21 protein-coding genes and 1 tRNA gene are annotated in these 24,115 nt (G+C 71.9%); 14 read left to right on the top strand and 8 right to left on the bottom strand.

The genetic code is table 11. From position 1 onward, the window contains the following. Both LLG88_01330 and LLG88_01325 read left to right on the top strand, forming a co-directional pair. The coding region (locus LLG88_01330; protein ID MCE5245551.1) for a polysaccharide biosynthesis C-terminal domain-containing protein at positions 1 to 928 on the top strand (928 nt) is incomplete at its 5' end. 172 nt (positions 929 to 1,100) lie between these two features. Further along, positions 1,101 to 2,129: a methyltransferase domain-containing protein gene (locus tag LLG88_01325; protein MCE5245550.1), complete on the top strand. Its 1,029-nt coding sequence runs from the start codon at positions 1,101 to 1,103 to the stop codon at positions 2,127 to 2,129. Positions 2,130 to 2,136: 7 nt separating this feature from the next. Here the strand turns inward: LLG88_01325 and LLG88_01320 are convergent, their stop codons facing one another. After that, positions 2,137 to 3,420 (bottom strand): glycosyltransferase, encoded by a 1,284-nt coding sequence (locus tag LLG88_01320; protein ID MCE5245549.1) that lies wholly within the window; start codon positions 3,418 to 3,420, stop codon positions 2,137 to 2,139. Continuing rightward, positions 3,420 to 4,055 carry an acyltransferase gene (locus tag LLG88_01315; GenBank protein MCE5245548.1) on the bottom strand — a complete coding sequence of 212 codons (636 nt, stop codon included), beginning with the start codon at positions 4,053 to 4,055 and terminating at the stop codon, positions 3,420 to 3,422. The genes LLG88_01320 and LLG88_01315 overlap by 1 nt, the downstream gene beginning before the upstream one ends. Before the next feature lie 500 nt (positions 4,056 to 4,555). Here LLG88_01315 and LLG88_01310 point away from each other — a divergent pair, with 500 nt between their 5' ends. Next, the gene (locus LLG88_01310; GenBank protein ID MCE5245547.1) at positions 4,556 to 8,419 is read left to right on the top strand and encodes a discoidin domain-containing protein; all 3,864 of its coding nucleotides are present in this window, start codon (positions 4,556 to 4,558) and stop codon (positions 8,417 to 8,419) included. 93 nt (positions 8,420 to 8,512) lie between these two features. Here the strand turns inward: LLG88_01310 and LLG88_01305 are convergent, their stop codons facing one another. The 3 genes from LLG88_01305 to LLG88_01295 form a co-directional block, all read right to left on the bottom strand. Beyond that, complete coding sequence (locus LLG88_01305) at positions 8,513 to 9,292, bottom strand: polysaccharide deacetylase family protein (GenBank protein ID MCE5245546.1); 780 nt, start codon at positions 9,290 to 9,292, stop codon at positions 8,513 to 8,515. Positions 9,293 to 9,446: 154 nt separating this feature from the next. Next, on the bottom strand, positions 9,447 to 10,472 hold the full coding sequence (locus tag LLG88_01300) for a DUF3473 domain-containing protein (protein ID MCE5245545.1): 1,026 nt from the start codon (positions 10,470 to 10,472) through the stop codon (positions 9,447 to 9,449). A gap of 9 nt (positions 10,473 to 10,481) precedes the next feature. Beyond that, entirely contained in the window at positions 10,482 to 11,432 is a 951-nt protein-coding gene (locus tag LLG88_01295) for a sugar transferase (protein MCE5245544.1), read from the bottom strand. Positions 11,433 to 11,692: 260 nt separating this feature from the next. On the opposite strand from LLG88_01295, the gene LLG88_01290 reads away from it, so the two are divergent. The 4 genes from LLG88_01290 to LLG88_01275 all read left to right on the top strand — a co-directional run bounded on the left by LLG88_01290 (position 11,693) and on the right by LLG88_01275 (position 15,896). After that, positions 11,693 to 12,217 (top strand): DUF4337 domain-containing protein, encoded by a 525-nt coding sequence (locus tag LLG88_01290; GenBank protein MCE5245543.1) that lies wholly within the window; start codon positions 11,693 to 11,695, stop codon positions 12,215 to 12,217. 91 nt (positions 12,218 to 12,308) lie between these two features. Then, complete coding sequence (locus tag LLG88_01285; protein ID MCE5245542.1) at positions 12,309 to 13,850, top strand: acyl-CoA carboxylase subunit beta; 1,542 nt, start codon at positions 12,309 to 12,311, stop codon at positions 13,848 to 13,850. 40 nt (positions 13,851 to 13,890) lie between these two features. Beyond that, complete coding sequence (locus LLG88_01280) at positions 13,891 to 15,405, top strand: acetyl-CoA carboxylase biotin carboxylase subunit (protein MCE5245541.1); 1,515 nt, start codon at positions 13,891 to 13,893, stop codon at positions 15,403 to 15,405. Beyond that, entirely contained in the window at positions 15,402 to 15,896 is a 495-nt protein-coding gene (locus LLG88_01275) for an acetyl-CoA carboxylase biotin carboxyl carrier protein subunit (GenBank protein ID MCE5245540.1), read from the top strand. The genes LLG88_01280 and LLG88_01275 overlap by 4 nt, the downstream gene beginning before the upstream one ends. A 3-nt stretch (positions 15,897 to 15,899) precedes the next feature. Here the strand turns inward: LLG88_01275 and LLG88_01270 are convergent, their stop codons facing one another. Next, the gene (locus tag LLG88_01270) at positions 15,900 to 16,175 is read right to left on the bottom strand and encodes an HU family DNA-binding protein (protein ID MCE5245539.1); all 276 of its coding nucleotides are present in this window, start codon (positions 16,173 to 16,175) and stop codon (positions 15,900 to 15,902) included. 157 nt (positions 16,176 to 16,332) lie between these two features. Here LLG88_01270 and larB point away from each other — a divergent pair, with 157 nt between their 5' ends. From larB to rpoD, 3 genes are all read left to right on the top strand, one after another. Further along, entirely contained in the window at positions 16,333 to 17,094 is a 762-nt protein-coding gene (larB, locus tag LLG88_01265; protein MCE5245538.1) for a nickel pincer cofactor biosynthesis protein LarB, read from the top strand. Between the two features lie 86 nt (positions 17,095 to 17,180). Beyond that, complete coding sequence (gene dnaG, locus LLG88_01260; protein MCE5245537.1) at positions 17,181 to 19,001, top strand: DNA primase; 1,821 nt, start codon at positions 17,181 to 17,183, stop codon at positions 18,999 to 19,001. A gap of 27 nt (positions 19,002 to 19,028) precedes the next feature. After that, a complete protein-coding gene (gene rpoD / locus LLG88_01255) occupies positions 19,029 to 20,756 on the top strand; it encodes an RNA polymerase sigma factor RpoD (protein MCE5245536.1) in 1,728 nt (575 codons plus the stop codon). Between the two features lie 99 nt (positions 20,757 to 20,855). On the opposite strand, the gene LLG88_01250 is transcribed toward rpoD, so the two are convergent. Next, positions 20,856 to 21,089, bottom strand: coding sequence for a ferredoxin (locus tag LLG88_01250; GenBank protein ID MCE5245535.1), 234 nt, complete (start codon positions 21,087 to 21,089; stop codon positions 20,856 to 20,858). A 201-nt stretch (positions 21,090 to 21,290) separates the two neighbouring features. Between LLG88_01250 and LLG88_01245 the strand changes: the two genes are divergently transcribed. From LLG88_01245 to LLG88_01230, 4 genes are all read left to right on the top strand, one after another. Beyond that, positions 21,291 to 21,367 (top strand) — tRNA-Ile (locus tag LLG88_01245). Positions 21,368 to 21,402: 35 nt separating this feature from the next. After that, a complete protein-coding gene (locus LLG88_01240) occupies positions 21,403 to 22,155 on the top strand; it encodes a C4-type zinc ribbon domain-containing protein (GenBank protein ID MCE5245534.1) in 753 nt (250 codons plus the stop codon). A 1-nt stretch (position 22,156) separates the two neighbouring features. Further along, the gene (locus LLG88_01235; protein ID MCE5245533.1) at positions 22,157 to 22,585 is read left to right on the top strand and encodes a ribonuclease HI family protein; all 429 of its coding nucleotides are present in this window, start codon (positions 22,157 to 22,159) and stop codon (positions 22,583 to 22,585) included. After that, positions 22,582 to 23,304 carry a YggS family pyridoxal phosphate-dependent enzyme gene (locus tag LLG88_01230; protein ID MCE5245532.1) on the top strand — a complete coding sequence of 241 codons (723 nt, stop codon included), beginning with the start codon at positions 22,582 to 22,584 and terminating at the stop codon, positions 23,302 to 23,304. Before LLG88_01235 ends, LLG88_01230 begins: the two co-directional genes overlap by 4 nt. Here LLG88_01230 and mutM read toward each other — a convergent pair. After that, positions 23,277 to 24,083 (bottom strand): bifunctional DNA-formamidopyrimidine glycosylase/DNA-(apurinic or apyrimidinic site) lyase, encoded by an 807-nt coding sequence (gene mutM, locus LLG88_01225; protein ID MCE5245531.1) that lies wholly within the window; start codon positions 24,081 to 24,083, stop codon positions 23,277 to 23,279. The genes LLG88_01230 and mutM overlap by 28 nt on opposite strands. Positions 24,084 to 24,115: the final 32 nt, after the last annotated feature.

The following is a 24,115-nucleotide window of genomic DNA, read 5'->3' as shown; positions in this document are numbered from 1 at the left end:
GCTCAGCACCGTCCTCAGCTTCGCGCTGATCGGCACGGGACTCGTCGTCCGCACCTTCCGCAGCGCCGGGCTGCACTTCTCCGCGGCGCGCGCGCGGGAGATGCTGCGGTTCGGCGCGCCGTTCGTCGTCGCCAACCTCGGCGCGTTCGTCCTGACCTTCTCCGACCGCTACTTCCTCAAGGCGTACGCCGACCTCGGCGCCGTGGGGATCTACGCCCTCGGCTACAAGATGGGCTTCCTGCTCTGGGCCTTCGCGGTGGCGCCGGTGATGAGCATCTGGGAGGCGCAGCGGTTCGAGCTGGCGAACCGGGGGGCGGAGAAGGAGGCGACGAAGCGGCTCTTCCTGACGTTCAACACCGTCCTGATGTTCGTCGCGCTGGGGACGACGCTGTTCGCCCGCGACGTCTTCCGCCTGATGTCCGACGCCGCGTTCTGGGACGCGTACCGCGTCGTGCCGGTCGTCCTCGCCGCGTACATCGTCCAGGGGTGGACCGCGCTCTGCAACTTCGGCGTGCTCTACGCGAAGGAGACGAAGCATCTCGCGCGGGGCGCGGTCTGGTCGGCGGCCCTGATCATCGCGCTGAGCTTCGCCCTGATTCCGACGTTCGGCGGGATGGGCGCGGCCTGGGCGACGCTGCTGGCGTTCGTTCTCCGCTTCTGGATCGTCTACCGCGCTTCGCAGAAGCTCTGGCCGCTCGACTACGCGTGGGGGCGGGTCCTTCCGCTCTGCGGCCTCGCGGCGCTCTTCGTCGCGCCGGTCTACCTCGTGTCGATCGAGAGCGTCCCGCTGTCGCTCGCGTTCGACGCCTTCGTGATGCTGGCGTTCGTCGCCACGGCCTCCGCGCTGCCGGCCGTCGGCGGCGACTTCCGCGCGGCGGCGCTGCTTGTCCTCAAGAAGCGGCAGAAGGCGTTCCGCTTCGGCGAATAGGTCGTCGCCGGCGCCGCGGGAGCGGGCCGGGCGAAGCGGCCCGCGCCGCGGCGTCCGAGCCCTGCGCCTCGTACCTTCCAACCCCGTCGCGGACGGCCGCGGCTCGTCGGCCGTCGCGGTATGTTTGCGCGGCGGGTTCGGAGGACGCCGGACGCCGCGCGGAGACGCGAAGATGTCCGATGCAGAGACGCCGATCCGCGCCATCCTCGACGCCAACGTCGGATTCAGGACGCCGGAGCTCTGGCTCGACTACGCGGCGCGGCACGCCTTCGAGCGCGTCGCCGCGGCGCGCGTTCCGGTCTGCCCCGACTGCGGCGAGCCGCCGCTGCGCCGGCTCGGCCAATACGTCTACTACAGCACGCTGATCCACCTGAAGGAGTGCGGCGCCTGCGGTCTGATCTGGGCGGACGCGCGCATCGACCCGGAAGCGACGCGGCGCCACTTCGAGCGCGCCTACAAGGGCGAGGAGTACTTCGCGGCGCGGCGGCCGATCTACCAGCACATGGCGCGGATCGTCGGCCGCCGGGCCCCGCCCGGCGGACGCGTCGTCGACCTCGGCGGCGCGGTCGGACATCTCATGGCGCTGTTGGCGGCGAGCCGCCCGGACCTGAGGATCGTCGTGTGCGACGTCTCGAGCACGGCGGCGACGCTCGCGCGCGAGCGGTTCGGCCTCGAGGCGGTCTGCGGCGGCTTCGAGACTCTGGCGCGCGGCGCGGCGCGCTTCGACGTCGTCGTCCTGAGCGACGTGCTGTACTACGAGCCGCGCTTGCCGTTCTTCTGGTCGGCGCTGCCGCGGATCCTCGAAGAGGACGGCGCCGTGGTTCTCCGCGTGCCGAACAAGCTGCCCGCGATCCGCGCCGCGCAGGCCGCGCGCCGCGCGTTCTCCTCCCGCCCCCGGCTGTGGCGCCAGGACCGGATCCCGTTCTTCAACCCGGAACACATCTTCATCTTCTCGAGACGGTATCTCACCGCGCGCCTGCGGGGACTCGGCTTCGAGGCGGTGCGGGTTCACCCTTCGCCTCCGCTCGGCGGAGGAAGGACGCGCGACGCGGCGGCGCGCGCCCTGTATCTCGTCGCGCGGTTCGCGGCCGGCGCGACGGGCGGCCTCCTCGCGCCGACGCCCGGCATCGTGATCGAGGCGGCGCGCGCGCCGCGGGCGAAGAAGGCGGAGCGGACACTCGGCGGCGGGCCGCCGTCCTGACGTTGTCTCAGGAATCCCGGCGGGCGCCCGCGGCTCGACTCCCGCGGAGGCGGCGACGCAGCGCCGCGCCGACGAGCCGACCCCATGGTCGGATGGGGCCCCAGCCGGACGTCCAGCCGAAGGCGGCGCGGGGACGTTCCAACAGCTCGTCGTACGCCGCCGCGAGTTCCTGCACGTTCCGCTGAATCGTGAAGCGCTCCCGCACCAACGCCCGCCCCGCCTCGCCGAGGCGGCGGCGCAGCCCGGGGTCGTCCACCAGCGCGCGAAGCGCGGCGGCGAGCGCGGGCGGGTCGTTCGGCGGGACGAGCAGGCCGGTCGCGCCGTCCCGCACCTGCTCGACGACGCCGCCGACGGCGGTCGAGACCACCGGCACGCCGAAGGCCGCGGCTTCCGCGCCGGTCAGCATGAACGATTCGGCCGCCGAGGCCGAGGCGAAGACGTCGGCCGCGTCGCGCAGAATCGCGCCGACGTCGTCGCGCCAGCCGAGGAAGCGGACCGTCCCCGTCAGCCCCAGCTCGCCGGCGAGTCTCTCGAGACGCTGCCGCTCCGGCCCGTCGCCGGCGATCAGCAGCGTCGCCGCGCGTCCCTCGCCGCGCAGGAGCGCCAGCGCGCGAAGCAGGTCGTCGAACTTCTTTCCCGCGTCGAGCGAACCGATTCCGACGACCACGGCCTCGCCGTCGCGGAGGCCGAGATCGGCGCGCAGGCGCGAGGCGTCGCCGACGGCGAGCCGGTCGAGGTCGATGCCGTTGTGGACGACGCGCGTCCGCGACGCCGGCACGCCGTCCTCGAGCAGCCCCTGCAGAACCGCGGCGCTCACGCCGACGGCGAGCGGCGCGTGGTGCAGGCCCAGCGTGCAGCGTTCGCGAAGCTGGTAGACGGCGTGCAGATGGGCGAGCAGCGGCACGCGGGCCGCGCGCGCGACCGGAACCATCCATTGATTGGGCGCGCCGCTGTTGGCGTGGACGAGGCGCACGCCGTTGTCCCGCACGAGCCGCAGCCCCTTCCGCACCAAGGCGGCGTATCGCGCGACGCCGAAGCGCGGCCGGTTCCAGTCGAGCAGGATCGTGAACCGGTCGGTCTCGACCGGAATCCCCAGCGCCGCGACCTCGCGCGCCATGGCGGCGGCGTTGCACCAGACGAACGGCCGAAACCGGCGCGGATCGAGATGCGCGAGGAGATCGAGCAGGCAGCGCTCGCTGCCGCGGATCCGCTCCTGGCCGAAATGAACGAAGAGAACCGGAACGGGATCCCGCGCGGCGGGAGCGGCGTCCCGGACGGGCCGCCCGGGCATCAGGCCTCGCCCTTCCTCGGCCGGCGGATCGGCAACTTGCCGAGGCGCTCGATCAACATCTCCGGCGGATAGCCCATCGGGAACGGGTAGCGCTCGTCGACGATCGTGTAGGGGCTGTGTTCCTTGAGCTTGCGGTAGGTGTCGATGTTGAAGACGACCCGCGCGGGATTCCCCATGATCACCGAGCCCGCCGGGAAGCTGTCGAACACCACCGCGCCGGCGGCGACGATGCAGTTGTCGCCGAGCTCGACGTTGGGGAGGATGATCGCGCCCATCCCGACGAAGCAGTTGTCGCCGATCTTGATCCGGCCGTAGTGGCCGTTGATGTTCGGGATCTCCTTCCGCAGCAGGAAGACGGCCCCGTCGTGGGTGACGAGAATCACTTCGCCCGAGATGATGACGTCGTCGCCGATCTCGATGAGGTAAGGCTCCGACTGGAAGTTGAGCGAGAAGAACCGGCACCCTTTGCCGACCTTCACGCCGAGGTCCCGGGCCTTCTCGACCCGCCACAGCGCCAGGTCCTCGCGGTAGAGCTTGGCCAGCTCCATCCGGCGGCGCAGCGCGCGCAGCCGCCGGCCGCCGAGCGGAAGACGCCCGAGCGCGGCGAGGCCGAGCCGCGCGACGAACCACTTCATTCCGGATCCTTCCCCTCTCGTCAATTCCCGCGCCCCATCCGTCCGCGAGCGGCCACTTCCTCCGCGCGACGATATCACCGCCGCCGCCGCCGCGGACCGGCGCGCGTCGCGGATCCAAAGCCCGCTCGACGATTCGCCGATCCGCCGCGCCTTCGCCGGCGGCTTGCCGTCGTCGGCGGCCCGGAAAGACAGCTTCCGGATCGCGACGACGCTGGACAGGAATATGGAAGGCCGACCGCCGCCGCGCAGACGAAATTTGCGCCGCGCGAGGAGCGGCCCGCCCCTCGCCGAACGGGCCGAACTCGTCCGTATTCGCGCCGCGGGGGGCCGATCCGCGTAGTTTCCTTGACTCCGGCGGGCTTGACCGTATTCACGTGTCAAGCGCGGTGTTTCCGGCGTCGAGATCAGACGGCGAGGCGGCCGCGGTTTCGGCGCGTCCTGCCAGGCAGAAGACGAAACGTCCGACGTGCGCCGCCCCGGCGCCCGCGGGAGGAAAAACAATGAACAGCGAACGAGGGCGCCGCATGCCACGGGGGCGCGGCCGCTGGACGCGCATTCTCGCGTCGATCTTGACGGGCGGCCTCGCCGCGATCGCTCCCGCGGCCGCGTCGATCCTCGTCGTCGCGCCGCATCCGGACGACGACGTCGCCTCCTGTTCCGGAATCGTCGCGCGGGCCGCGGCGCGCGGCGAATCGGTCCGCGTCGTCTTCCTCACCAACGGCGACTATCTGGGCGTGGATTCCGGGCTTCAGCGCGAGAACGAAGCCGTGGACGCGATGGTCGGCTATCTCGGCCAGACGGAAGACAACCTGCTCTTCCTCGGCTATCCCGACGCCGGCCTGCGCGAACTCTACGACTCCGCGACCTCTTCGAGCGACCTCTTCACCGGCGTCAACGGGCGCACGACGACCTACGCGGCGCGCGGGCTCGGGCGGACCGACTACCACACCTACGCGCACGGCTCGCCCGCGCCGTACAACCGGCCGGCGATCGTCGCCGATCTCGCCGAGATCATCGGCGGCTACTTGCCGGACCACATCTTCGTCACCTCGGTCTGGGACTCCCACGGCGACCACTCCACCGCCTATCTCCTGCTGCGGGACGCGCTGAACGTCGTCTCCGCCGCGCACCCCGCCTACAACCCGACGATCCACTCGACGCTGGTCCATCCGCCCGGCGGCGCGACGTGGCCCGCGGCGCCGGATCCGACGACGTTCTTCACGGTTCCTCCGGGGCTCGACCAGACGAACCTCGTCTGGTCGGAGCGAGAGAGCTTGGACGTTCCGCCGGCGATGCAGTCGACGCTGTTCGCCGACAACCCGAAGTACCTCGCCATCGACACCCACGCCTCCCAGGACGGGATGCGGGGCTTCCTCGGCCAGTTCCTGCACAAGGACGAGTTCTTCTGGGCCGAAGCGGCGCAGGGGACGGCCGTCCCGCCGCGGCCTGACGCCGGCGCCGACCAGTCGGCGGCGGAAGGCGCGCTCGTGCGGCTCGACGGCTCGGCGAGCTTCGTCGACGCCGGCCGCACGCCGGCCTACTCGTGGCGGCAGGTCTCCGGGCCGGCGGTCGCGCTCGACGATCCGACGTCCGCGACGCCGACGTTCGTGGCGCCCACCGGGCTCTCCGCCGACGCGACGCTCGGCTTCGAGCTGACCGTCGCGGACGGCCTCTTCACGTCGATCCCGGACGGGACGATCGTGCGGGTCGCGGCGACGGCGCCGCCGGCGACGCGGACGAACATCGCCGGGACGGCGACGGTCACCGCGTCCAGCGAAGCGACGGCCGAAGGGCAAGGCGCCGCGAAGGCGGTCGACGGCGTCGTGGACGGATATCCCGGCGATTCTTCGCGGGAGTGGTCCACCGTGGAGGAGAAGGCCGGCGCCTGGATCCAGCTCTCTTGGGCCTCGGCGCGGACGATCGACCGGATCGTCCTCTACGATCGCCCGAACTCGGACGACCAGATCCTCGCCGGGACGCTTCTCTTCAGCGACGGGACGACGCAGGCCGTCGGCCCGCTGGACAACGCGGGGGCGGCGACGGCGTACGACTTCCCGGCGCGCACCGTGACGTGGGTGCGGTTGACGGTCACGCAGGTCAGCGCGCGGACCGGCAACGTCGGGCTCGCGGAATTCGAAGTCTGGGAGCCGCTGGGGACGCCCGCCAACCACGCGCCGGTCGCGGCGGCCGGGGCGCCGCAGGCCGTGGCCGAAGGAGCGACGGTCGCGCTCGACGGCACGGCGAGCTACGACCCCGACGGCGGCGCCTTGGCCTACGCTTGGACGCAGACGTCCGGCCCCTCCGTCGCGCTGTCCGATCCGACGTCCGCGACGCCTTCGTTCACGGCGCCGACCGGTCTGTCCGCCGACGCGACGCTGGTCTTCTCGCTGGTCGTGAACGACGGCCAACTGAGCAGTCCGGCCTCCACGACGACGGTGACGGTCCGCTCCTCGGCGCCTCCGCCGACGCGGACCAACGTCGCCGCGCAGGCGACGGTCACGGCCTCCTCCGAATCCACATGGTCACAGCAGACGGCGGCCAAGGCGGTGGACGGCGTCGTGGGCGGCTACCCCGGCGACTACACGCGGGAGTGGGCGACGAACGGCCAAGGGGTCGGCGCCTGGATCCAGCTCACGTGGGCCGCCGCGCAGACGCTCGACCGCATCGTCCTCTACGACCGCCCGAACGCCAACGACCAGATTCTCGCCGGCACGCTGCTCTTCAGCGACGGCACGACGATCGCGGTCGGCCCGCTGGACAACGCGGGGGCGGCGACGGCGTACGACTTCGCCGCGCGCGCCGTGACGTGGGTGCGGCTGACGGTGACGCAGGTGAGTTCGCGCACCGGAAACGTCGGCCTCGCGGAAATGGAGGCGTGGGCCGAGCCGGGCTCGACGACGAACCACGCGCCGATCGCGTCGGCGGGGGCGTCGCAGACCGTCGCCGAAGGGGCGGCGGTCGCGCTCGACGGAAGCGCGAGCTACGACCCCGACGGAAACGCCGTCGCCTACGCCTGGACGCAGACTTCCGGGCCGTCGGTGACGCTGTCCGGCGCGACCACCGCGAGGCCGACCTTCACCGCGCCGAGCGGCCTGTCGGCCGACGCGACGCTGGTCTTCGCGCTGGTCGTCAACGACGGCCAACTGAGCAGCCCGGCTTCCACGACGACGGTGACGGTGCACTACGCGGCGCCGCCGGCGACGCGGGCGAACATCGCGTCGCAGGCGACGGTCACCGCCTCCTCCGAATCCACGTGGTCCCAGCAAACGGCGGCCAAGGCGGTGGACGGCGTCGTCGCCGGCTACCCCGGCGACTACACGCGGGAGTGGGCGACGAACGGCCAAGGGGTCGGCGCCTGGATCCAGCTGACCTGGACGACGGCGCGGACGATCGACCGGATCGTGCTCTACGACCGCCCGAACGCCAACGACCAGATTCTCGCCGGCACGCTGCTGTTCAGCGACGGCACGACGCTCGTCGTCGGTCCGCTGGACAACGCGGGCGCCGCGACGACGTACGACTTCCCCGCGCGGTCGGCGACGTCGGTGCGCCTGACCGTCACGCAGGTCTCCGCGAACACCGGCAACGTCGGCCTCGCGGAAATGGAGGTCTGGGAGAACACGGGCACGGCGGTGAACCGCGCGCCGGTGGCGAACGCCGGCGCGGCGCAGACGGTCGCCGAGGGCGCCAACGTCATCCTAGACGGGACGGAGAGCTACGACCCGGACGGCGACGTCGTCTCCTACGCGTGGACGCAGACCTCCGGCCCGACGGTGACGCTGTCGAGCGCGACGTCGGCGACGCCGGCGTTCACGGCGCCGAGCGGCCTGACCGCCGACGCGACGCTTGTCTTCTCGCTCGTCGTCAACGACGGCAAGGTGAACGGCGCCGCCGCCTCGACCACCGTCACGGTCCGCGCGTCGGCGCCGCCGGCGGCGCGGACCAACGTCGCGCCGCAGGCGACGGCGACCGCCTCCTCGGAGTCCACGTGGTCGCAGCAGACGGCGGCGAAGGCGATCGACGGTTCGGCGACGGGCTATCCGACCGACTACCGAAGGGAGTGGGCGACGAACGGCCAAGGCGTCGGCGCGTGGATCCGCCTCACTTGGAGCGCGGCGCAGACGATCAACCGCGTCGTGCTCTACGACCGCCCGAACTCGAGCGACCAGATGCTCGCCGGCACGCTGCGGTTCAGCGACGGCACGACGGTCGCGGTCGGTCCGCTCGCCAACAACGGAACGGCCACGACCTTCGACTTCGCGGCGCGGTCGGCGACGTGGGTCGAATTGACGGTCACGGCCGTCAGTTCCACGACGGAGAACGTCGGCCTTGCCGAATTCGAGGCCTACACCCCGGGCAACTGATTCCGTCCGCTTCGACCGCCCGCCCGGCGAGGTCGCTCCTCGCCGGGCGGGCGCATTTCTGCCCCCGGCGCCTTGCGGCGCGGGCCGCGAGGATCAGGCGCGGAGGGCGAGCAGCGCGGCGAGACGCCGCGGCGTCGAACTCATGTCCTCGTGGACGCCGACGCGGCTGACCCTCGTCCGGTCGCCGCCGGGCGTCCACCAACGATTGGCGATCGCCGCGCAGAGCTCGAACTGCTCGCCCGCGAGACGGGCCACGCGGTCGTCGCAGTCTCCGTACGGATAGGCGAAGAGGGAACAGGGCCGCCGCGTCCACTCCTCGACCGCCCGCTTCGAGCGGATCAGCTCGTCGCGGACCGCCTCGTCGCCCAACCCGGTCAGGCGCGGGTGGCCGCCGGTGTGCGCGCCGAAGTCGATTCCCGCGGCCGCCATGCGCCGCACGTCGTCCGGCGCGAGAAACGAGCCGTCGCCGCCGGCGATCCAGTCGGTCGCGAGGAAGATCGTCGCCGGCGCCCCCGCGGCGGCGAGGAGCGGCCAGGCGTGCGTCAGGTTGTCCCGCCATCCGTCGTCGAACGTCAAGGCGACGCGCGGCGCGTCGTCCGCGTCGTCCGGAGGCGCCTGCACGTCGCGCAGGGAGACGAACCGGAAGTGGTCGCCGAGCCACCGCAGATGCGCGGCGAACGTCGCGGCCCGCACGTACATCCCCGGCTCGATCCCGTCGGCGGAGGCGTCGTCGGCGAGCACGCGGTGGTACATCAGCACGCAGACCTTGCCGCGCCGGGCGGCGATGCGCCGCCGCGCCGTCCCGGCGAGGGCGAACGCCGCCGCCTGCCAGCCGCGGAGGATCTTCGAAGCGCGGTCGCGCGGCGTCGTCACGCGCGCACCGTCATTCGGTCCCGCCGCGTCGTCACGCGCGCACCGTCCTTCGGTCCCGCCCGGCCGTCACGCGCGCACCGTCAGTCGGCCCGGGACGGCGACGCGCAGCGCGGGCGGCCGGCGGCCGCCGACTCGGGGGCGGCCTCGCGCCCGTTCACTCGATCGATCCCGCGACGCCCTGCGCGCCGTCGGCGCCGCGGGCGGGCTCCGGCCGGAGCGTCGCCTCGGCCGGCTTCGCGGCCGCTCCCGACGTCTTGCGGCACTCGCGGACCAGAGCGGAGGCGCTGCAGAACTGCAGCGCGCCGAGGAGCGTCGTCAGCCGGCCGCTCATGCGGCCCAGGCTCCGGTAGTGGCGCTGACGGGTCAGCCATCCGGCGGCCAGCCGCGGCTGCCCCGGGTCGATCTCCCAGGGGTGGACGTAGAGCACGGCGGGGTGGCGCTCGCCGCGCGTCAGACGATCGAGGCCGGCCCGGACGAAGGAGAACGGGAACTGCCGCAGATAGCCGCCGCCGGCGACCGCGACCCTCCGGCCCCAGAGCGGCGCCGTGGCCGGGGGGAGTTCCCAGATGCTGCCCGACGCGGTCCGCAGCCGGTGCGGATAGTGCGGGGCGTCGGGAATGCCGTAGTTCGGATGGCGCACGGGGAAGATGCTGGAGTCGAAGGTGAAGCCGCACTCGACGAGGATGTCGAGCGCCCAGAGCGAGCGCTTCGTGATCGAGAACGACGGGGCGCGGTAGCCGACCACGGCGCGTCCCGCGGCGTCCTCGATCGCCGCCTTCGCCCGGCGCGTGTCCTCGCGGAACTCCTCCGGGGCGAGGTTGTAGATCTCGCGGTGCCAGTAGGAGTGGCAGCCGAGCTCGTGGCCGCGGGCGGCGATCCGCCGGACCATCTCCGGCCGCCGTTCCGCCTCCCAGCCGAGGATGAACCACATGCCGACGATGCCGTGCTCGTCGCACAGATCGAGCAGCCGGGCGACGTTCCCTTCGACCCGCGAGGGATACCAGTCCCAGTCGCGGCGTCGGACGAGGCCGCGGAAGGCGGCGACCTGGTAGTAGTCCTCGACGTCCACGGTGAAGACGGCGGGCGCCGGCGCCGCGGCCGACGCCCCGAGCGCCCGAGGGACGTCCGCCCCGCCGATCGCGGCCGCGCCGCCCGCCCGCTCCTCGGACCGCGCGCTCATCGCCGTCCCTCAGCGGCCTCTAAAGCCGAAGACCGTCGTGATCGTGCCCAAGGCGATCTTGACGTCGAACCAGAGCGAGTGCCGCTTGATGTAGAACAGGTCGTACGAGAGCTTCTCGAGCGAGCCTTTGTCGTCGTCCGTGTAGCCGTAGCAGATCTGCGCCCAACCGGTGACCCCCGGCCGGACGGAGTGGCGGTAGGCGAAGTAGGGGATCAGCTCCTCGTAGCGGACGACGAATTCCGGCCGCTCCGGGCGCGGGCCGATCAGCGCCATTTCGCCGCGCAGGACGTTGAAGAGCTGGGGCAGTTCGTCGAGCCGCGTCTTGCGCAGGACCCGACCAACCTTCGTGATCCGAGAGTCGCTGCGCCCGGCGAAGCGCGGCCCCTGCGCCTCGGCGTCCTGGCGCATCGTGCGGAGCTTGAAGAGCTCGAAGACCTTCCCCCCCTTGCCGACGCGCCGCTGCCGGAAGAAGACCGGGCGCCCGCTCTCGAGCAGGATCGCGAGCCCGGCGAGGGCGATCAGCGGCAGGCCGATCGGCAGCATCAGGACGGCGAGGATCCACTCCCCCGCGGCCTTGGCGATGAACCGGCCGCGGTCGAAGCGGAAGCCGTCGGTGAAGACGAGGTCGCTGGGGCGGGTCGCGGAGACCGGGACCTTGTGGCTCAGGTCCTCGAGGAACGAGGGGACGTCCTGGATCTGGACGCCCGAGAAGCGAAGGCTCACCAGCTCGGCCAGCGGGAGCTGCCCGCGCCGGTCGTCCATCGCCACGACCACGCGGTGCGGCGCCCCGCGCCGCCCGCGCCCTTCGTCCGAGAAGAACTCAGTCACCTCGGCGGGGGTCACCACCCCCGCCAAACGGAACTTCCCCCGCCCTTCGTTGATCAGGGCGTGGGAGCAAAGCGCCGCGGACTTTCCGTCTCCGACGATCAGCACGCTCGACATGTCGAGCGAAAGACTCACCTCTCCCCCTCTCCCGTTTCGCGTCCCTGAAGGGGGCCGCATCCATCCACTGGTTTCGTTGCCGCCGCCGGACTTCCGCCCGCGCAGCCATCCTCTGCGGCTTGTCATATCCACCGAAGGAGGGGGGGGGACAACCGCAAATTTCCGTTACGGCGAAGCAGTACCGCTCGCCGCCGCTTCGCTTACACCCCGCTCTCTTGACGAAAACCCGGCCGTCTTCTCTAATGCCCGGCCGAAAACGGAGCGAGAGGAGTCCGCGGATGTCCGAAACGCCGAAGGAACGTTGGATGCAGTGGGTGGCGGTGAGCACGACGATTCTTGCGGTCGCCGCCGGGATCGGGGCGCTCAAGGGAGGCGCCTACTCCACGCGCGTCCAGCTGGCGACGACGAAGCAGGTCAACAAGTGGTCGTACTACGAGGCCAAGAGCATCAAGCTCCACGTCTCCGAGGCGGAGCGGAGCCTCCTCGCCGCGACCTGCGCCGCCGGGCCCTGCGCGGAAAACAGCGCCGCAGCCAAGAGAATCGCGTCCCTCGAACCGGAAATCGCGCGCTACAACCGGGAGATGACGGAGATCAAGGCCGACGCCGAGGCGCTCGACAAGGACTCCGAGCTGAACAAGCGTCATGCCGGGGCGCTCGGGCAGGCGGTGATGTTCCTGCAGCTCGCGATCATGCTCTCGGCGATGGCCGCCCTGCTCAAGAAGCGCCCGCTCTGGTGGATCGGGCTGGCGGTCGGCGCCGTCGGGCTCGTCTACTTCTCCGACGGGTTCTTCCTCTGGTTCTGACGCGGCGGCCGGTCCGCATCGCCGGCAACTTCGGCCCCTCCGCGCGGCGCGTTTCGCGGTATGCGAATGAAACGCCGCGAGGGAGGGCCCCGTGACCCGCATCGAAGATCTCAGGGAGCGGCTGCGCGCCGCCCGGCAAGGAGGCGGCGCGGAGCGCGTCGCCAGGCAGCACGCGTCGGGCAAGCTGACCGCCCGCGAGCGGATCGAGCTCCTCGCCGACACCGGCAGCTTCGAGGAGACCGACGCCCTCGTCGTCCACCGCTGCCGCGACTTCGGCATGGAGCGGCAGCGGATCCCCGGGGACGGGGTCGTGACCGGCTTCGCGCGGATCGACGGCCGTCCCGCCGCCCTCTTCGCCCAGGACTTCACCGTCTTCGGCGGCGCCCTCTCCGAGACCTACGCCGCCAAGATCTGCAAGGTCATGGACCTCGCCCTCAAGGTCGGCTGCCCCGTGATCGGCCTCAACGACTCGGGCGGGGCGCGCATCCAGGAGGGAGCGGCGAGCCTCGCCGGCTACGCCGAGATCTTCTGGCGGAACACGATGGCCTCCGGCGTCGTGCCGCAGATCTCCGCGATCATGGGCCCCTGCGCCGGCGGCGCGGTCTACTCCCCCGCGATCACCGACTTCACGCTGATGGTCCGGGACACCTCCTACATGTTCATCACCGGGCCGGACGTGATCCGCGGCGTGACCCACGAGGAGGTGACGAAGGAGGAGCTCGGCGGGCCGGTCCCGCACGCCTCGCGCACCGGCGTGGCCCACTTCGTCGCCGACGACGACGCGCACGCCGTCGCGCTCGTGCGGCGGCTCCTCTCGTACCTGCCGCCGAACAACCACGAGGACCCGCCGCGCCGCCCGACCGCCGACCCGTTCGACCGGGCCGACGAGGCGCTCGACCGGCTCGTCCCCGACGACCCGCAGAAGCCCTACGACATCAGGCAGGCGATCGTGCGGGTCGTGGACGACGGCGAGTTCTTCGAGGTCCAGGAGGCGTTCGCCGCGAACCTCGTCGTCGGCTTCGCCCGGCTCGACGGGCGGCCGGTGGGGGTCGTCGCCAACCAGCCGCTGCACCTCGCGGGCGCGCTCGACATCGACTCCTCGCGCAAAGGGGCGCGCTTCGTCCGCTTCTGTGACTGCTTCAACATCCCGCTCGTCGTCTTCGAGGACGTCCCCGGCTTCCTGCCCGGCGTCCGGCAGGAGCACGGCGGGATCATCGTCCACGGCGCCAAGCTCCTCTACGCCTTCGCCGAGGCGACGGTCCCCAAGCTGACCGTGATCACGCGCAAGGCGTACGGCGGGGCCTACTGCGTGATGGCCAGCAAGCAGATCCGCGCCGACCTCAACCTCGCCTGGCCGTCGGCGGAGATCGCGGTGATGGGCGCCGAGGGGGCGGTCGAGATCCTGCTGCGGCGCGAGCTGGCCGAGGCGGCCGACCGCGCGGCGCTCAAGCGGGCCAAGGTCGAGGAGTACCGCGGCGCCTTCGCCGGTCCCTACGTCGCCGCGGAGCGCGGCTACGTGGACGCGGTGATCGAGCCGCGCGAGACGCGCCGCCGGCTGATCCAGGGGCTGCGGCTGCTCGACGCCAAGGTGGACGGACTGCCGCCGAAGAAGCACGGCAACATCCCGTTGTGACGAAGAACGCGGCGCCGCGCCGCGGCCGGAGGACGGCGCGTTGTTCAAGAAGATCCTGATCGCGAACCGCGGGGAGATCGCCGTCCGCGTGATGCGCGCCTGCTGGGACCTCGACGTCCGCACGGTCGCCGTCTACTCCGACGCCGACCGCGCCGCGCTGCACGTGCGGCTCGCCGACGAGGCCGTGCGGATCGGTCCGCCGCCGGCGCGCGAGTCGTACCTCGACGCTGAGCGGATCTTCGAGGCCGCGCGCGCGACCGGCGCGGAGGCGATCCACCCCGGCTACGGCTTCCTCTCCGAGAACGCCGAGTTCGCGGCGGAATGCGGGCGGCGCGGGTTCGTCTTCGTCGGCCCGCCCGCCTCGGCGATGCGCCTGCTCGGCGACAAGGTGTCCGCGCGCGCCGCGCTGCGCGCCGCCGGCGTGCCGATGCTCCCCGGCACCGACGCCTTCCGCGGCGACGCGGACGAGGCGGCGCCGATCGCGGCGACGATCGGCTACCCGGTGATCGTCAAGGCCGCGGCCGGCGGCGGCGGCAAGGGGATGCGCCTCGTCCGCGGACCGGAGGAGCTGCCGCGGGCCCTCGACGCGGCCCGCTCCGAAGCGCGGGCCGGCTTCGGCGACGACACGATCTTCATCGAGAAGTTCCTCGAGCGGCCGCGGCACATCGAGGTGCAGATCCTCTTCGACCAGCACGGCAACGGCGTGGCCCTCGGCGAGCGGGAGTGCTCGCTGCAGCGCCGCCACCAGAAGGTCCTCGAGGAGACGCCGTCGCCGGTCGTCGATTGGGCGACGCGCCGCCGCCTCGCCGACTGGGGAGTGCGCGCCGGCCGGGCCGCGGGCTACGTCGGCGCCGGGACCGTCGAGTTCCTGCGCGGCGAGGACGGCCGGTTCTACTTCATGGAGGTCAACGCGCGGCTGCAGGTCGAGCACCCGGTCACGGAGGAGGTCTACGACCACGACCTCGTCAAGGCGCAGATCCGCGTCGCCTTCGGCGAGAAGCTGCGCTGGACGCAGGAGGAGCTGGTCCCGACGGGGCACGCGATCGAGGTCCGGATCTGCGCCGAGGATCCGGAGCGGAACTTCGTGCCCTGCCCCGGCGTGATCGGCGCCGTGCGGATGCCGGCCGGCCCGGGGATCCGCAACGACCACGCCGTCGCCCGCAACTACGAGGTGCCGGTCCACTACGACCCGCTCGTCGCCAAGCTCGTCGCCCACGGGGCGACGCGCGACGAGGCGATCCGCCGCCTTAGGCGCGCGCTCGACGAGTACCGGCTCGACGGCCTGACGACGAACATCCCGTTCCTCAGGCGGCTCGTCGAACACCCCGCGTTCGTCGCCGGGGAACTGCACACCGGGTTCATCGACGAGCACGGCGACGAGCTGTTCCGCGGCGGCGACCCGCTGCTCGACCGGATCGCGCTCCTCGCGGCGGCGATCCACGCCTACCGCGGGCAGGGAGAGGCGGCGCGGCGTCTCGATCCGTCCGCCGACCGCCCCGAGCGCTCGGCCTGGGTGCGCGTCGGCCGCGCCCGCGCGATGGGAGGCCGGCGATGAAGCTCAGGGCGTACTTGGGGGACGAGGAGCGCGCGGTCGAGGTCCGCCCCGCGCCGCGCGGATACGTCGTCGCGATCGACGGCGTGGAAACCGAAGTGGACGCGGCGGTCGTCGAGCCGGACACCTACTCGCTGCTCGTCGACGGCCGCTCGTACGACGTCTCGGTGCACGACGAGGGACGCGACGGCTACGTCGTGCGGCGGGGCGGCTTCGCGCGCCGCCTGCGGATCTTGAACCCGCTGGCCGCGACCGCCGGCGCGCGCGCCGTCCCCGAAGGGCCGGTCCCCGCCCTCGCCGTGATGGCCGGGCGGGTCGTGAAGCTGCTCGTCGCTCCCGGCGACGAGGTGCGCGAGGGACAGCCGCTCTTGGTGCTCGAGGCGATGAAGATGGAGAACGACATCCTCGCCCCGAAGGCCGGGCCGGTGCGCGAGATCCTCGTCGCCGCCGGCCAGGCCGTCGAGAGCGGGGAGAAACTGGCGATCGTCGGCTGACGATCAGCCGTTGAGCAGGTCGTCGAGTTCCTTGCCGCTCTTGAAGCGGACGACCTTCTTGGCCGGGATCTCGATCGTCTGGCCGGTCTGCGGGTTGCGGCCGGAACGGCCGGCCCGCTCGCTGACCGCGAACGTGCCGAACCCGACGAGGGCGGTCCGCTCGCCGCGCTTGAGCGACTGGGCGACCCCTTCGACGAACGCTTCCACCGCCTTCGCAGCCGCCGCCTTGGTGATGTCGGCGTCCTGCGCGATCTTGTCGATCAACTCGGACTTGTTCATGCCCTGACCCCTCCGCGCTCCGTCGCCGTCGCGCGCGGCGGAACTGTCCGTCCCGCGCCGGCTTCGACGCGCCGCCGCGGCGGCGCGGCTCACTAAGTACACCACCCCAAAGGAGCGGTCAACGCTACACTTTGCAGGTTCCCGGAGGAATCGACCGTTGGACGCCGTGCAGCTGCGCCGCCTGCTCGCCGCCGTGAAGCGGGGCGGGGTGGACGTGGACGAGGCGGCCCGCCGCCTCGCCGGACTCTCGACCGAAGATCTCGGCTTCGCCAAGCTGGACCACCAGCGGGCCGTGCGCCGCGGCCAGCCGGAGGTCGTTTTCGGCCAAGGAAAGGCCAAGACCCACCTTTTGACGATCGTCGAGCGGTTCGCGCGCCGGGGCGCGCCGACCCTCGTCACGCGCCTCGAGCCGGCGCTCGGCGAGGAACTGCTCGCCCGCTGGCCGGCGGGGCGCTGGAACGAGGTCGGGCGGGCCTTCTTCCTTCCCGGACTCGGGCGAAAGCCCCGGCCCCGCCCGGGGCTGCTGATCGTCAGCGCGGGGACGGCCGACCTCGCGGTCGCCGAGGAGGCGGCGGCGACGGCCGAGGCGCTCGGCCTCGCCCCGGACCGCCTCTACGACGCCGGCGTCGCCGGCCTGCACCGGCTGCTCGAGCAGGGGGAGCGGCTGCGGCGGGCGCGGGTGGTGATCGTCGTCGCCGGGATGGAGGGGGCGCTCCCGTCGGTCGTCGCCGGGCTGATCGCCGCGCCGGTGATCGCCGTGCCGACGAGCGTCGGCTACGGGGCGGCGCTCCACGGCTTCACCGCGCTTCTCGGCATGCTCACCTCCTGCGCGGCGGGGGTGACGGTGGTGAACATCGACAATGGTTACGGCGCGGCGGCGGCGGCTCATTTGATCCTGTCTGCATCCAGCCGTCGTTGACCGCGCCCCGCTTTGCGCCGACGAGGCGCGGCGAGTAACCTTCCCGCGCCTTTGGCTTCGCGCCGACCTTGGGGGGGCCTTCGACCATGGCTTCGGGCGCGTTTCGGGACTACGTCGAGACGATCCGCGCGACCGCGGACATCGCCCAAGTTGTGGGCGAGGTCGTCCAGCTGCGGAAGGCGGGCCGTTCGCTCGTCGGGCTCTGCCCGTTTCATCACGAGAAGACGCCGAGCTTCCACGTCGACGGCGCGAAGGGCGTCTTCTACTGCTTCGGCTGCGGCGTGGGGGGCGACCTCTTCAAGTTCGTGATGGAGTACCACCACGTCGACTTCGCCGAGGCCGCCCGCTCGATCGGCGACAAGCTGGGCGTTCCCCGCCCGGCGCCGAGCCGCGGCGCGGGGCGCGAGCCGGCGGAGGACAACCGCCGCCGCCGGGCGATCGCCGCGCTCGAGGAGGCGGGGATGTTCTTCGCCCAGCGGCTCGAGGCGCCCGAGGCGGCGGAGGCGCGCGGCTACCTCGCGCGGCGCGGCCTGCCGGTCGAGCGGGCGCGGACCTTCGGCCTCGGCCTCGCCCCTCCCGGCTGGGACAACCTGCTGCGCCACCTCGGGGCGCGCGGCTTCGCGGTCGAGGAACTGCTCGCGGCGGGGCTGGTCGTGCCGCGGGAAGGGTCGAGCGGGGTCTACGACCGCTTCCGCGGGCGGATCATCTTCCCGATCCACGACACCGCCGGCCGCGTCGTCTCGTTCGGCGGCCGGGCGCTCGGGGACGAGACGCCGAAGTACCTCAACGGGCCGGAGACGGAGGTCTACGACAAGTCGCGGATCCTCTTCCGGCTGCGCGAGGCGGGGCCGGAGATCCGGCGCGAGGGGCGGGCGGTCGTGGTCGAGGGGTACTTCGACGCGGTCGTCCTCGCCGCCGTCGGCGTTCCGGGGGTGGTCGCGGTCTGCGGCACCGCCTTCGGCCAGGCCCACGCGCGGCTGCTCCGCCGCTACGCCCCGAAGGTCGTCTTCTTCTTCGACGGCGATGCCGCGGGGCGCAAGGCGGCGCGCCGCAGCCTCGGCCCGGCCCTCGCCGAAGGGCTCGAGATCCGGGTCGCCGCGCCCCCCGACGGGCAGGATCCGGACGACCTGGCCCGCGAGGGGGGCGCCGACGCCGTCCGCGCCCGGCTCGACGCGGCCCTGGACCTCCCGGCCTTCCTCGTCGGCGAGGCGAAGCGGGACTTCGACGTCGCGTCGCTCGACGGCCGGGTCAAGGCGCTGGAGATGGTCCTGGAGCAGATCCTCCTCTTGGAGAGCCCGCTGGCCCGCGCCGAGGCGGCGACCCGGATCGCCGAGGGGCTGGGGATCGACGACGACCTCGTCCGCGACGAGCTCCGCCGCGCGGCCCGCGAGCGGCGGCGGGAGCTGGGGGCGAAGGTCTACTCGGCGACCCCGCGGCGGGAGCGGCGCTTCTCCCCGGTCGAGGCGACGCTGATCCGCTTCCTCGCCCTGCGCCCCCCCGAGCGGCTGACCGAGGCCGACCGGGTGGCGGGCGAGATCCCGCTCGACCAGCTCGGCGAGTCGGCGCGGAACGTCGTCGAACGGTGGATCGAGGGGCGTTCGGACGGGGAAACGCTCGACCTGAGGCGACTGGCCGAGCTGGCCGCGGGCGAGGCGGCGACGGATATTCTATCTTTAGCATTTTCCAACGAGAAGGAGCCGGACGTCGAGGCGGCCGAGGGCGCTCTCGCCGCGCTGCGGGGCGCTCAGTTGGCCTCGGAAATGCGGACGGTGCAGGAAGAGATCGACCGGGGCGCGCCCCCGGAGGAATTGGCGCGTCTTCTGCAGCGAAAGATCGCGCTGGCGCGCGAGCTGCAGAAAGGCGCGGCCGGCGCGGCTTCGGCGCGGCGTTCGCCGCCGCGCTCCTGACAAGCCCGGATACCCGGAGGTTCGACATTGCGCATCGAGGAAAAGTACCCCGAAGAGGTCAAGTCGCTCATCGCGCTGGGGCGCGAGAAGGGCGTGCTCACGCGGGGCGAGATCCGCATGCAAGTGCCGGAGGAAATCCTCGCCGACCCCGCCGAGCTCGAGGAGCTGACCGACCTCTTGCGCAACCAAGAGATCGACATTCTCGAAGGCGACGCGGAGTTCGAAGGGGACGACATGATGGGGGAGTCGATTCCCTCCCCCGAGCCGCGGCGGAAGAGCGAGCCGACGCCGGTCTCGGAGCAGGAGCGGACGAACGACCCCGTCCGGATGTACCTGCGCGAGATGGGGACCGTCCCGCTGCTCAACCGCGAGGGCGAGGTCTCGATCGCCAAGCGGATCGAGGAAGGGGAGCTGAAGGTCCTGCGCGCCCTCTCCCGCAGCCGCTTCGGCCTCGACGAGATCCTCTCGATCGCCGACCGGCTGAAGTCCCACCCGAAGTCGGTCGAGGAGATGTTCGAGATCTCCGAGGACGCCGTCGGCGCCAAGGGGACGAACATCCCGCGCGAGGAGCTGATCAAGCGCAAGGTCACGCAGGCCAACAAGCGCGTGGCCAAGATCAAGAAGCACTCCGGCGAGCTCGACCTGCTGCACGCGCGGCTGGCGAAGCTCAAGGAAGGCTCGAAGACCTACCGCGAGGTGACGGAGAGCATCGGCGAGCTGCAGAACAAGGTCGCCGTGGGGATCCAGGAGATCGGCCTCTCCCAGCACTACATCGACCGCCTCGCCCGCGAGGTGAAGCAGGCCCACCAGAAGGTCACGCGCCACCAGCGGATCGAGACCGACCTCAAGGCCCGCACCCGCGCGACGAACGACCTCCAGGTCCGCAAGGAACTGAAGAAGAAGATCGACGAGGCGCGGGAGGAGATCCGCATCATCGAAGCGGAGATGAAGGCGGACGCGAAGATCCTCTCCGAGCTGGCGCGCGAGATCCAGCAGGGAGAGATCGAGGCCCAGCAGGCGAAGAAGGACCTGATCGAGGCCAACCTGCGGCTCGTCGTCTCGATCGCCAAGAAGTACACGAACCGCGGCCTGCAGTTCCTCGACCTGATCCAGGAGGGGAACATCGGCCTGATGAAGGCCGTGGACAAGTTCGAGTACAAGCGCGGCTACAAGTTCTCCACCTACGCCACCTGGTGGATCCGTCAGGCGATCACCCGCGCCATCGCCGACCAGGCCCGCACGATCCGCATCCCGGTGCACATGATCGAGACGATCAACAAGCTCGTCCGCACCGCGCGCGCCCTCGTGCAGGAGCTGGGACGCGAGCCGACCCCGGAGGAGATCGCCGAACGGATGGAGGTCCCGGCGGGGAAGGTGCGCAAGGTGCTGAAGATCGCCCAGGAGCCGATCTCGCTCGAGACGCCGATCGGGGAGGACGAAGACTCGCACCTCGGGGACTTCATCGAGGACAAGAAGAGCCCTTCGCCGGTGGACGCCGTGGTCAAGATGAACCTCAAGGAGCAGACCGGCAGCGTGCTCAAGACCCTCACCCCGCGCGAGGAGAAGGTGCTCAAGCTCCGCTTCGGCGTCGAGGAAGGGACGGAGCACACGCTGGAGGAGGTCGGGCAGTCGTTCGCCGTGACCCGCGAGCGGATCCGGCAGATCGAGTCGAAGGCGCTGCGCAAGCTGCGCCAGCCGGCGCGCTCGCGCCTGCTCAAGCCGTTCCTCGGCGGGGGCGGCCCGCCGCAGAACTGACCTCCGCCGTTCGGAGCAAAAGAAAACGGCCCGGGGAACCGGGCCGTATTTCATTGCGGCCCGCCGGCGCGAGGCCGGCCGCCGCGGGCGCGGACGGCGTCACTCGCCGTCGTTGCCGATCGCCTCTTCGGGGCAGCCGGACATGGCGTCTTCGCAGGCGCTCACTTCGGCGGCGTTGGCGGGCTGCTTGAAGACGAGGGCGTGCTCTTCGCCGTCGTTCATCTTGAAGTTGTCCGGCGCGGTGCTCACGCACACCTGGCAGGCGCTGCAGTTCTGATCCACGTAGTACTTGCCCGGAGCGTTTTCGGGCTGCTTGTTGGTGCGGTCGGCCATGGCTCGCCTCGCTTTTGGAAATGGGTTGTTGGTGAATCGGACCGCCCAAACTATAGCCCAAAAGGGGCCGCGGGGGGAGTCGCCCCTCGGGGGCGCGGCCCGTCGCCGCCGCGGCCGTCCGGCGGGCGTCCGCGGCCCGCGCCGCGCGCCCTGACCGTTGGCGGGGGGGCCTCCCGCGCCTATGCTACACTCGCCAATTCGGGGCCCATAGCTCAGACGGTTAGAGCGGCTGACTCATAATCAGCTGGTCCCAGGTTCGAGTCCTGGTGGGCCCACCAACCTCACCGGGACCCGCACGACGGAGGGGACCGTTTTGAACGACGACATCAAGCGCCTGATCCGGCTGCAGGAGATCGCCGTGCAAGTGAAGGCGATCGAGGACGCGAAGGCGGCGCTGCCGGGCCGGCTGGAAGAGCTGGACCGCGGGTTCGAGGCCCGGCTCGCCGACATCGGCGGCGAACGCCTCAAGCACGAGGAGCTGCGCCGGCGCCGCGACGAAATGAACAAGGAACGGGACGCGCAGGCCGAGAAGCTCAAGCAGGCCCAAGGGAAGCTGATGCAGGTGAGCAACCCGCGCGAGTACAGCGCGGCGCTCAACGAGATCGACACCCTGAAGTCGCAGGTCTCGACCCTCGAAGACCAGCTGCTGGAGATGGAAGGGGAGATCGAGGCGCTCGACGGTCCGGCGGCCGAAGCCGACCAGCGGATCGAGGCCGAGCGGACCAAGCTCGAGGGAGACAAGGCCCGCCTCTCCGCCGAAGAGGCCGAGACGGAAGCGGCGCTCAGCGGACTCCTCGCCCAGCGGAACGAGATCGCCGAGGCGTTGCCCGAGGCGACGCTGCGCCGCTTCGAGAGCGTCTTCCGCGCCCGCGGCGGCGTCGCCGTCGCCCGCGTCGAAAAGGAATCGTGCTCCGCGTGCCACGTGCGGCTCCGCCCGCAGGTGATCAACCTCGCCCGGCGCGGCGACGACATGATCACGTGCGACAGCTGCCGGCGAATCCTCTACGTGGACGACGGCGAGACGGCCGAAGGGGACGCCGGCCGCAGCGCCGAGGCCGGCCGCTGAGATGAAGCTCCTCGCTTGGGTGGACGGCGGCTCGCGCGGCAACCCCGGTCCCGCGGGGTACGGCGTGCTGATCTGCGGCGCCGACGCGCAGCCGCGGCTCCGCCTTTGGGGCTTCATCGACAAGACGACGAACAACGTTGCCGAGTACCGCGGCATGATCGCCGCGCTCGACGCGGCGCTCGAACTGGGCGCCGCGGAGCTCGAGGTCCGCACCGACAGCGAGCTGATGCAGCGGCAGATCGCCGGCATCTACAAGGTCCGCCAGCCGCACCTGCAGGACCTGATGGCCGAGGTCCGCGGGCGCGCGGCGAAGCTCTCCTCGTTCGTCGTGCATCACGTCCGGCGCGAGCAGAACCGCGTCGCCGACATGCTCGCCAACCGCGCGATGGACCGGCGCGCCTCGGGACGCGAGGCGCCGGAGGAGCGGTGAGTCCCGCGCCCCCGTCGCTCGCGGAGCGGCTCGCCGCCGTCCGCGCGCGGATCGACGCCGCGGCGCGGCGGGTCGGGCGCGATCCTTCCGGCGTGACGCTCGTCGCCGTCAGCAAGACCCACCCCGCGGAGGCGGTGCGCGAGGCGCTGGCCGCGGGACAGACGCTCTTCGGCGAGAACCGGGTCCAGGAAGCGGAAGGGAAGATCCCGCTCGTTGCCGGCGCGCGCTGGCACCTCGTCGGGCGGCTGCAGCGGAACAAGGCGCGCCGCGCGGTCGAGCTCTTCGAGTTGATCCACTCCGTCGATTCGCCGCGCCTCGCCGAGACGCTCGATCGTCTGGGAAAGGAACGCGGGCGTCCGGTCGAGGCGCTCGTCGAGATCAACGTCGGCGGCGAGGCGAGCAAGGGCGGCTTCGCGCCGGACGAGTTCCTCGCCGCGCTCGACGAGTTGGCGGGCCGGCCGGGACTGCTCGTCCGCGGGCTGATGACCGTTCCGCCGCCGGTCGCCGATCCGGAGGAGGCGCGTCCCTACTTCCGGCGCCTCGTCGCCTTGGGCCGCGAGGCCGCGGCGCGCGCGCTGCCCAACGTCGTCGTCGAACAGTACTCGATGGGGATGTCGGACGACTTCGAGATCGCGGTGGAGGAAGGGGCGACGCTGGTCCGCGTCGGCACGGCGATCTTCGGCGCCCGCGACTACTCGGCGCAGGCCGGGCAGAAGTAGGTGCTTCTTCCCCCCTGCTCGAAGCGGACGATCGGCGCTCCGCAGCGCCGGCACGGTTCGCCCTCCCGCCCGTAGACCTGCAGCTTCGCCTGATAACGGCCGGTCAGGCCGTGCGCGTCCTGAAAGTCGGAGAAGGTCGTGCCGCAGGCGCGGATCGCCGCGGCGAGCACCGCGCGGGTCGCGCCGTGGAGGCGGCGCAGTTCGGCTTCGTGGAGCGACCCGGCGGCGCGCCGCGGGTCGAGCCGCGCGCGGTTCAGGATCTCCGACGCGTAGATGTTGCCGACGCCGACCAGCCGATCCTGCCGCAGCAGGAACGTCTTCAGCTCCTGACGAGAGCCCGCGGCGAGGCGCCCCAACGCGGCGAGCGTGAACTCCGGCGCCGTCGGGTCGATCCCCTTCGGCCGCGCGTCGTCGAGCCGCGCGAGCCAAGTCATCGTGCCGAAGCGGCGCGGATCGACGAAGTCGATCGCCCCGCCGTCGAAGGCGAGTTCCGCGCGCGGCGCCGGGCTCTTCGGAACAGGCTCTCCCGCGGCGCGCCAGAGCAGTCGTCCCGTCATTCGGAGATGGACGGTCAACCATCGTTCCCCGGCGCCGTCCTCGAACTGAAACACCACCTGCTTGCCGAGGCGGAAGACGGACTCGAGCCTGCGGCCCCCGAGGGAGCGGCGCGCGGCGCCGGCGAGCTTCGCGTCGCGGACGACGAGACGCCGCGCCCCGCGTCCCACGGCGAGGGGCGCGAGTTGGCGGGCGACGGTTTCGACTTCCGGAAGCTCGGGCATGGGGTTCCCTGTACCTTGCGCCGAGGATACGA

It is taken from the genome of bacterium (assembly GCA_021372775.1).
Lineage (GTDB): Bacteria > Acidobacteriota > Polarisedimenticolia > J045 > J045 > JAJFTU01.
This window is presented reverse-complemented; position numbering and strand designations above follow the sequence as displayed.

Excerpts from the sequence above, each read along its gene's own strand:
- LLG88_01325 (MCE5245550.1), top strand. The coding sequence starts at position 1,101 with ATGTCCGATGCAGAGACGCCGATCCGCGCCATCCTCGACGCCAACGTC.
- LLG88_01320 (MCE5245549.1), bottom strand. The coding sequence starts at position 3,420 with ATGCCCGGGCGGCCCGTCCGGGACGCCGCTCCCGCCGCGCGGGATCCC.
- LLG88_01315 (MCE5245548.1), bottom strand. The coding sequence starts at position 4,055 with ATGAAGTGGTTCGTCGCGCGGCTCGGCCTCGCCGCGCTCGGGCGTCTT.
- LLG88_01310 (MCE5245547.1), top strand. The coding sequence starts at position 4,556 with ATGAACAGCGAACGAGGGCGCCGCATGCCACGGGGGCGCGGCCGCTGG.
- LLG88_01300 (MCE5245545.1), bottom strand. The coding sequence starts at position 10,472 with ATGAGCGCGCGGTCCGAGGAGCGGGCGGGCGGCGCGGCCGCGATCGGC.
- LLG88_01290 (MCE5245543.1), top strand. The coding sequence starts at position 11,693 with ATGTCCGAAACGCCGAAGGAACGTTGGATGCAGTGGGTGGCGGTGAGC.
- LLG88_01275 (MCE5245540.1), top strand. The coding sequence starts at position 15,402 with ATGAAGCTCAGGGCGTACTTGGGGGACGAGGAGCGCGCGGTCGAGGTC.
- LLG88_01270 (MCE5245539.1), bottom strand. The coding sequence starts at position 16,175 with ATGAACAAGTCCGAGTTGATCGACAAGATCGCGCAGGACGCCGACATC.
- dnaG (MCE5245537.1), top strand. The coding sequence starts at position 17,181 with ATGGCTTCGGGCGCGTTTCGGGACTACGTCGAGACGATCCGCGCGACC.
- LLG88_01250 (MCE5245535.1), bottom strand. The coding sequence starts at position 21,089 with ATGGCCGACCGCACCAACAAGCAGCCCGAAAACGCTCCGGGCAAGTAC.
- LLG88_01235 (MCE5245533.1), top strand. The coding sequence starts at position 22,157 with ATGAAGCTCCTCGCTTGGGTGGACGGCGGCTCGCGCGGCAACCCCGGT.
- mutM (MCE5245531.1), bottom strand. The coding sequence starts at position 24,083 with ATGCCCGAGCTTCCGGAAGTCGAAACCGTCGCCCGCCAACTCGCGCCC.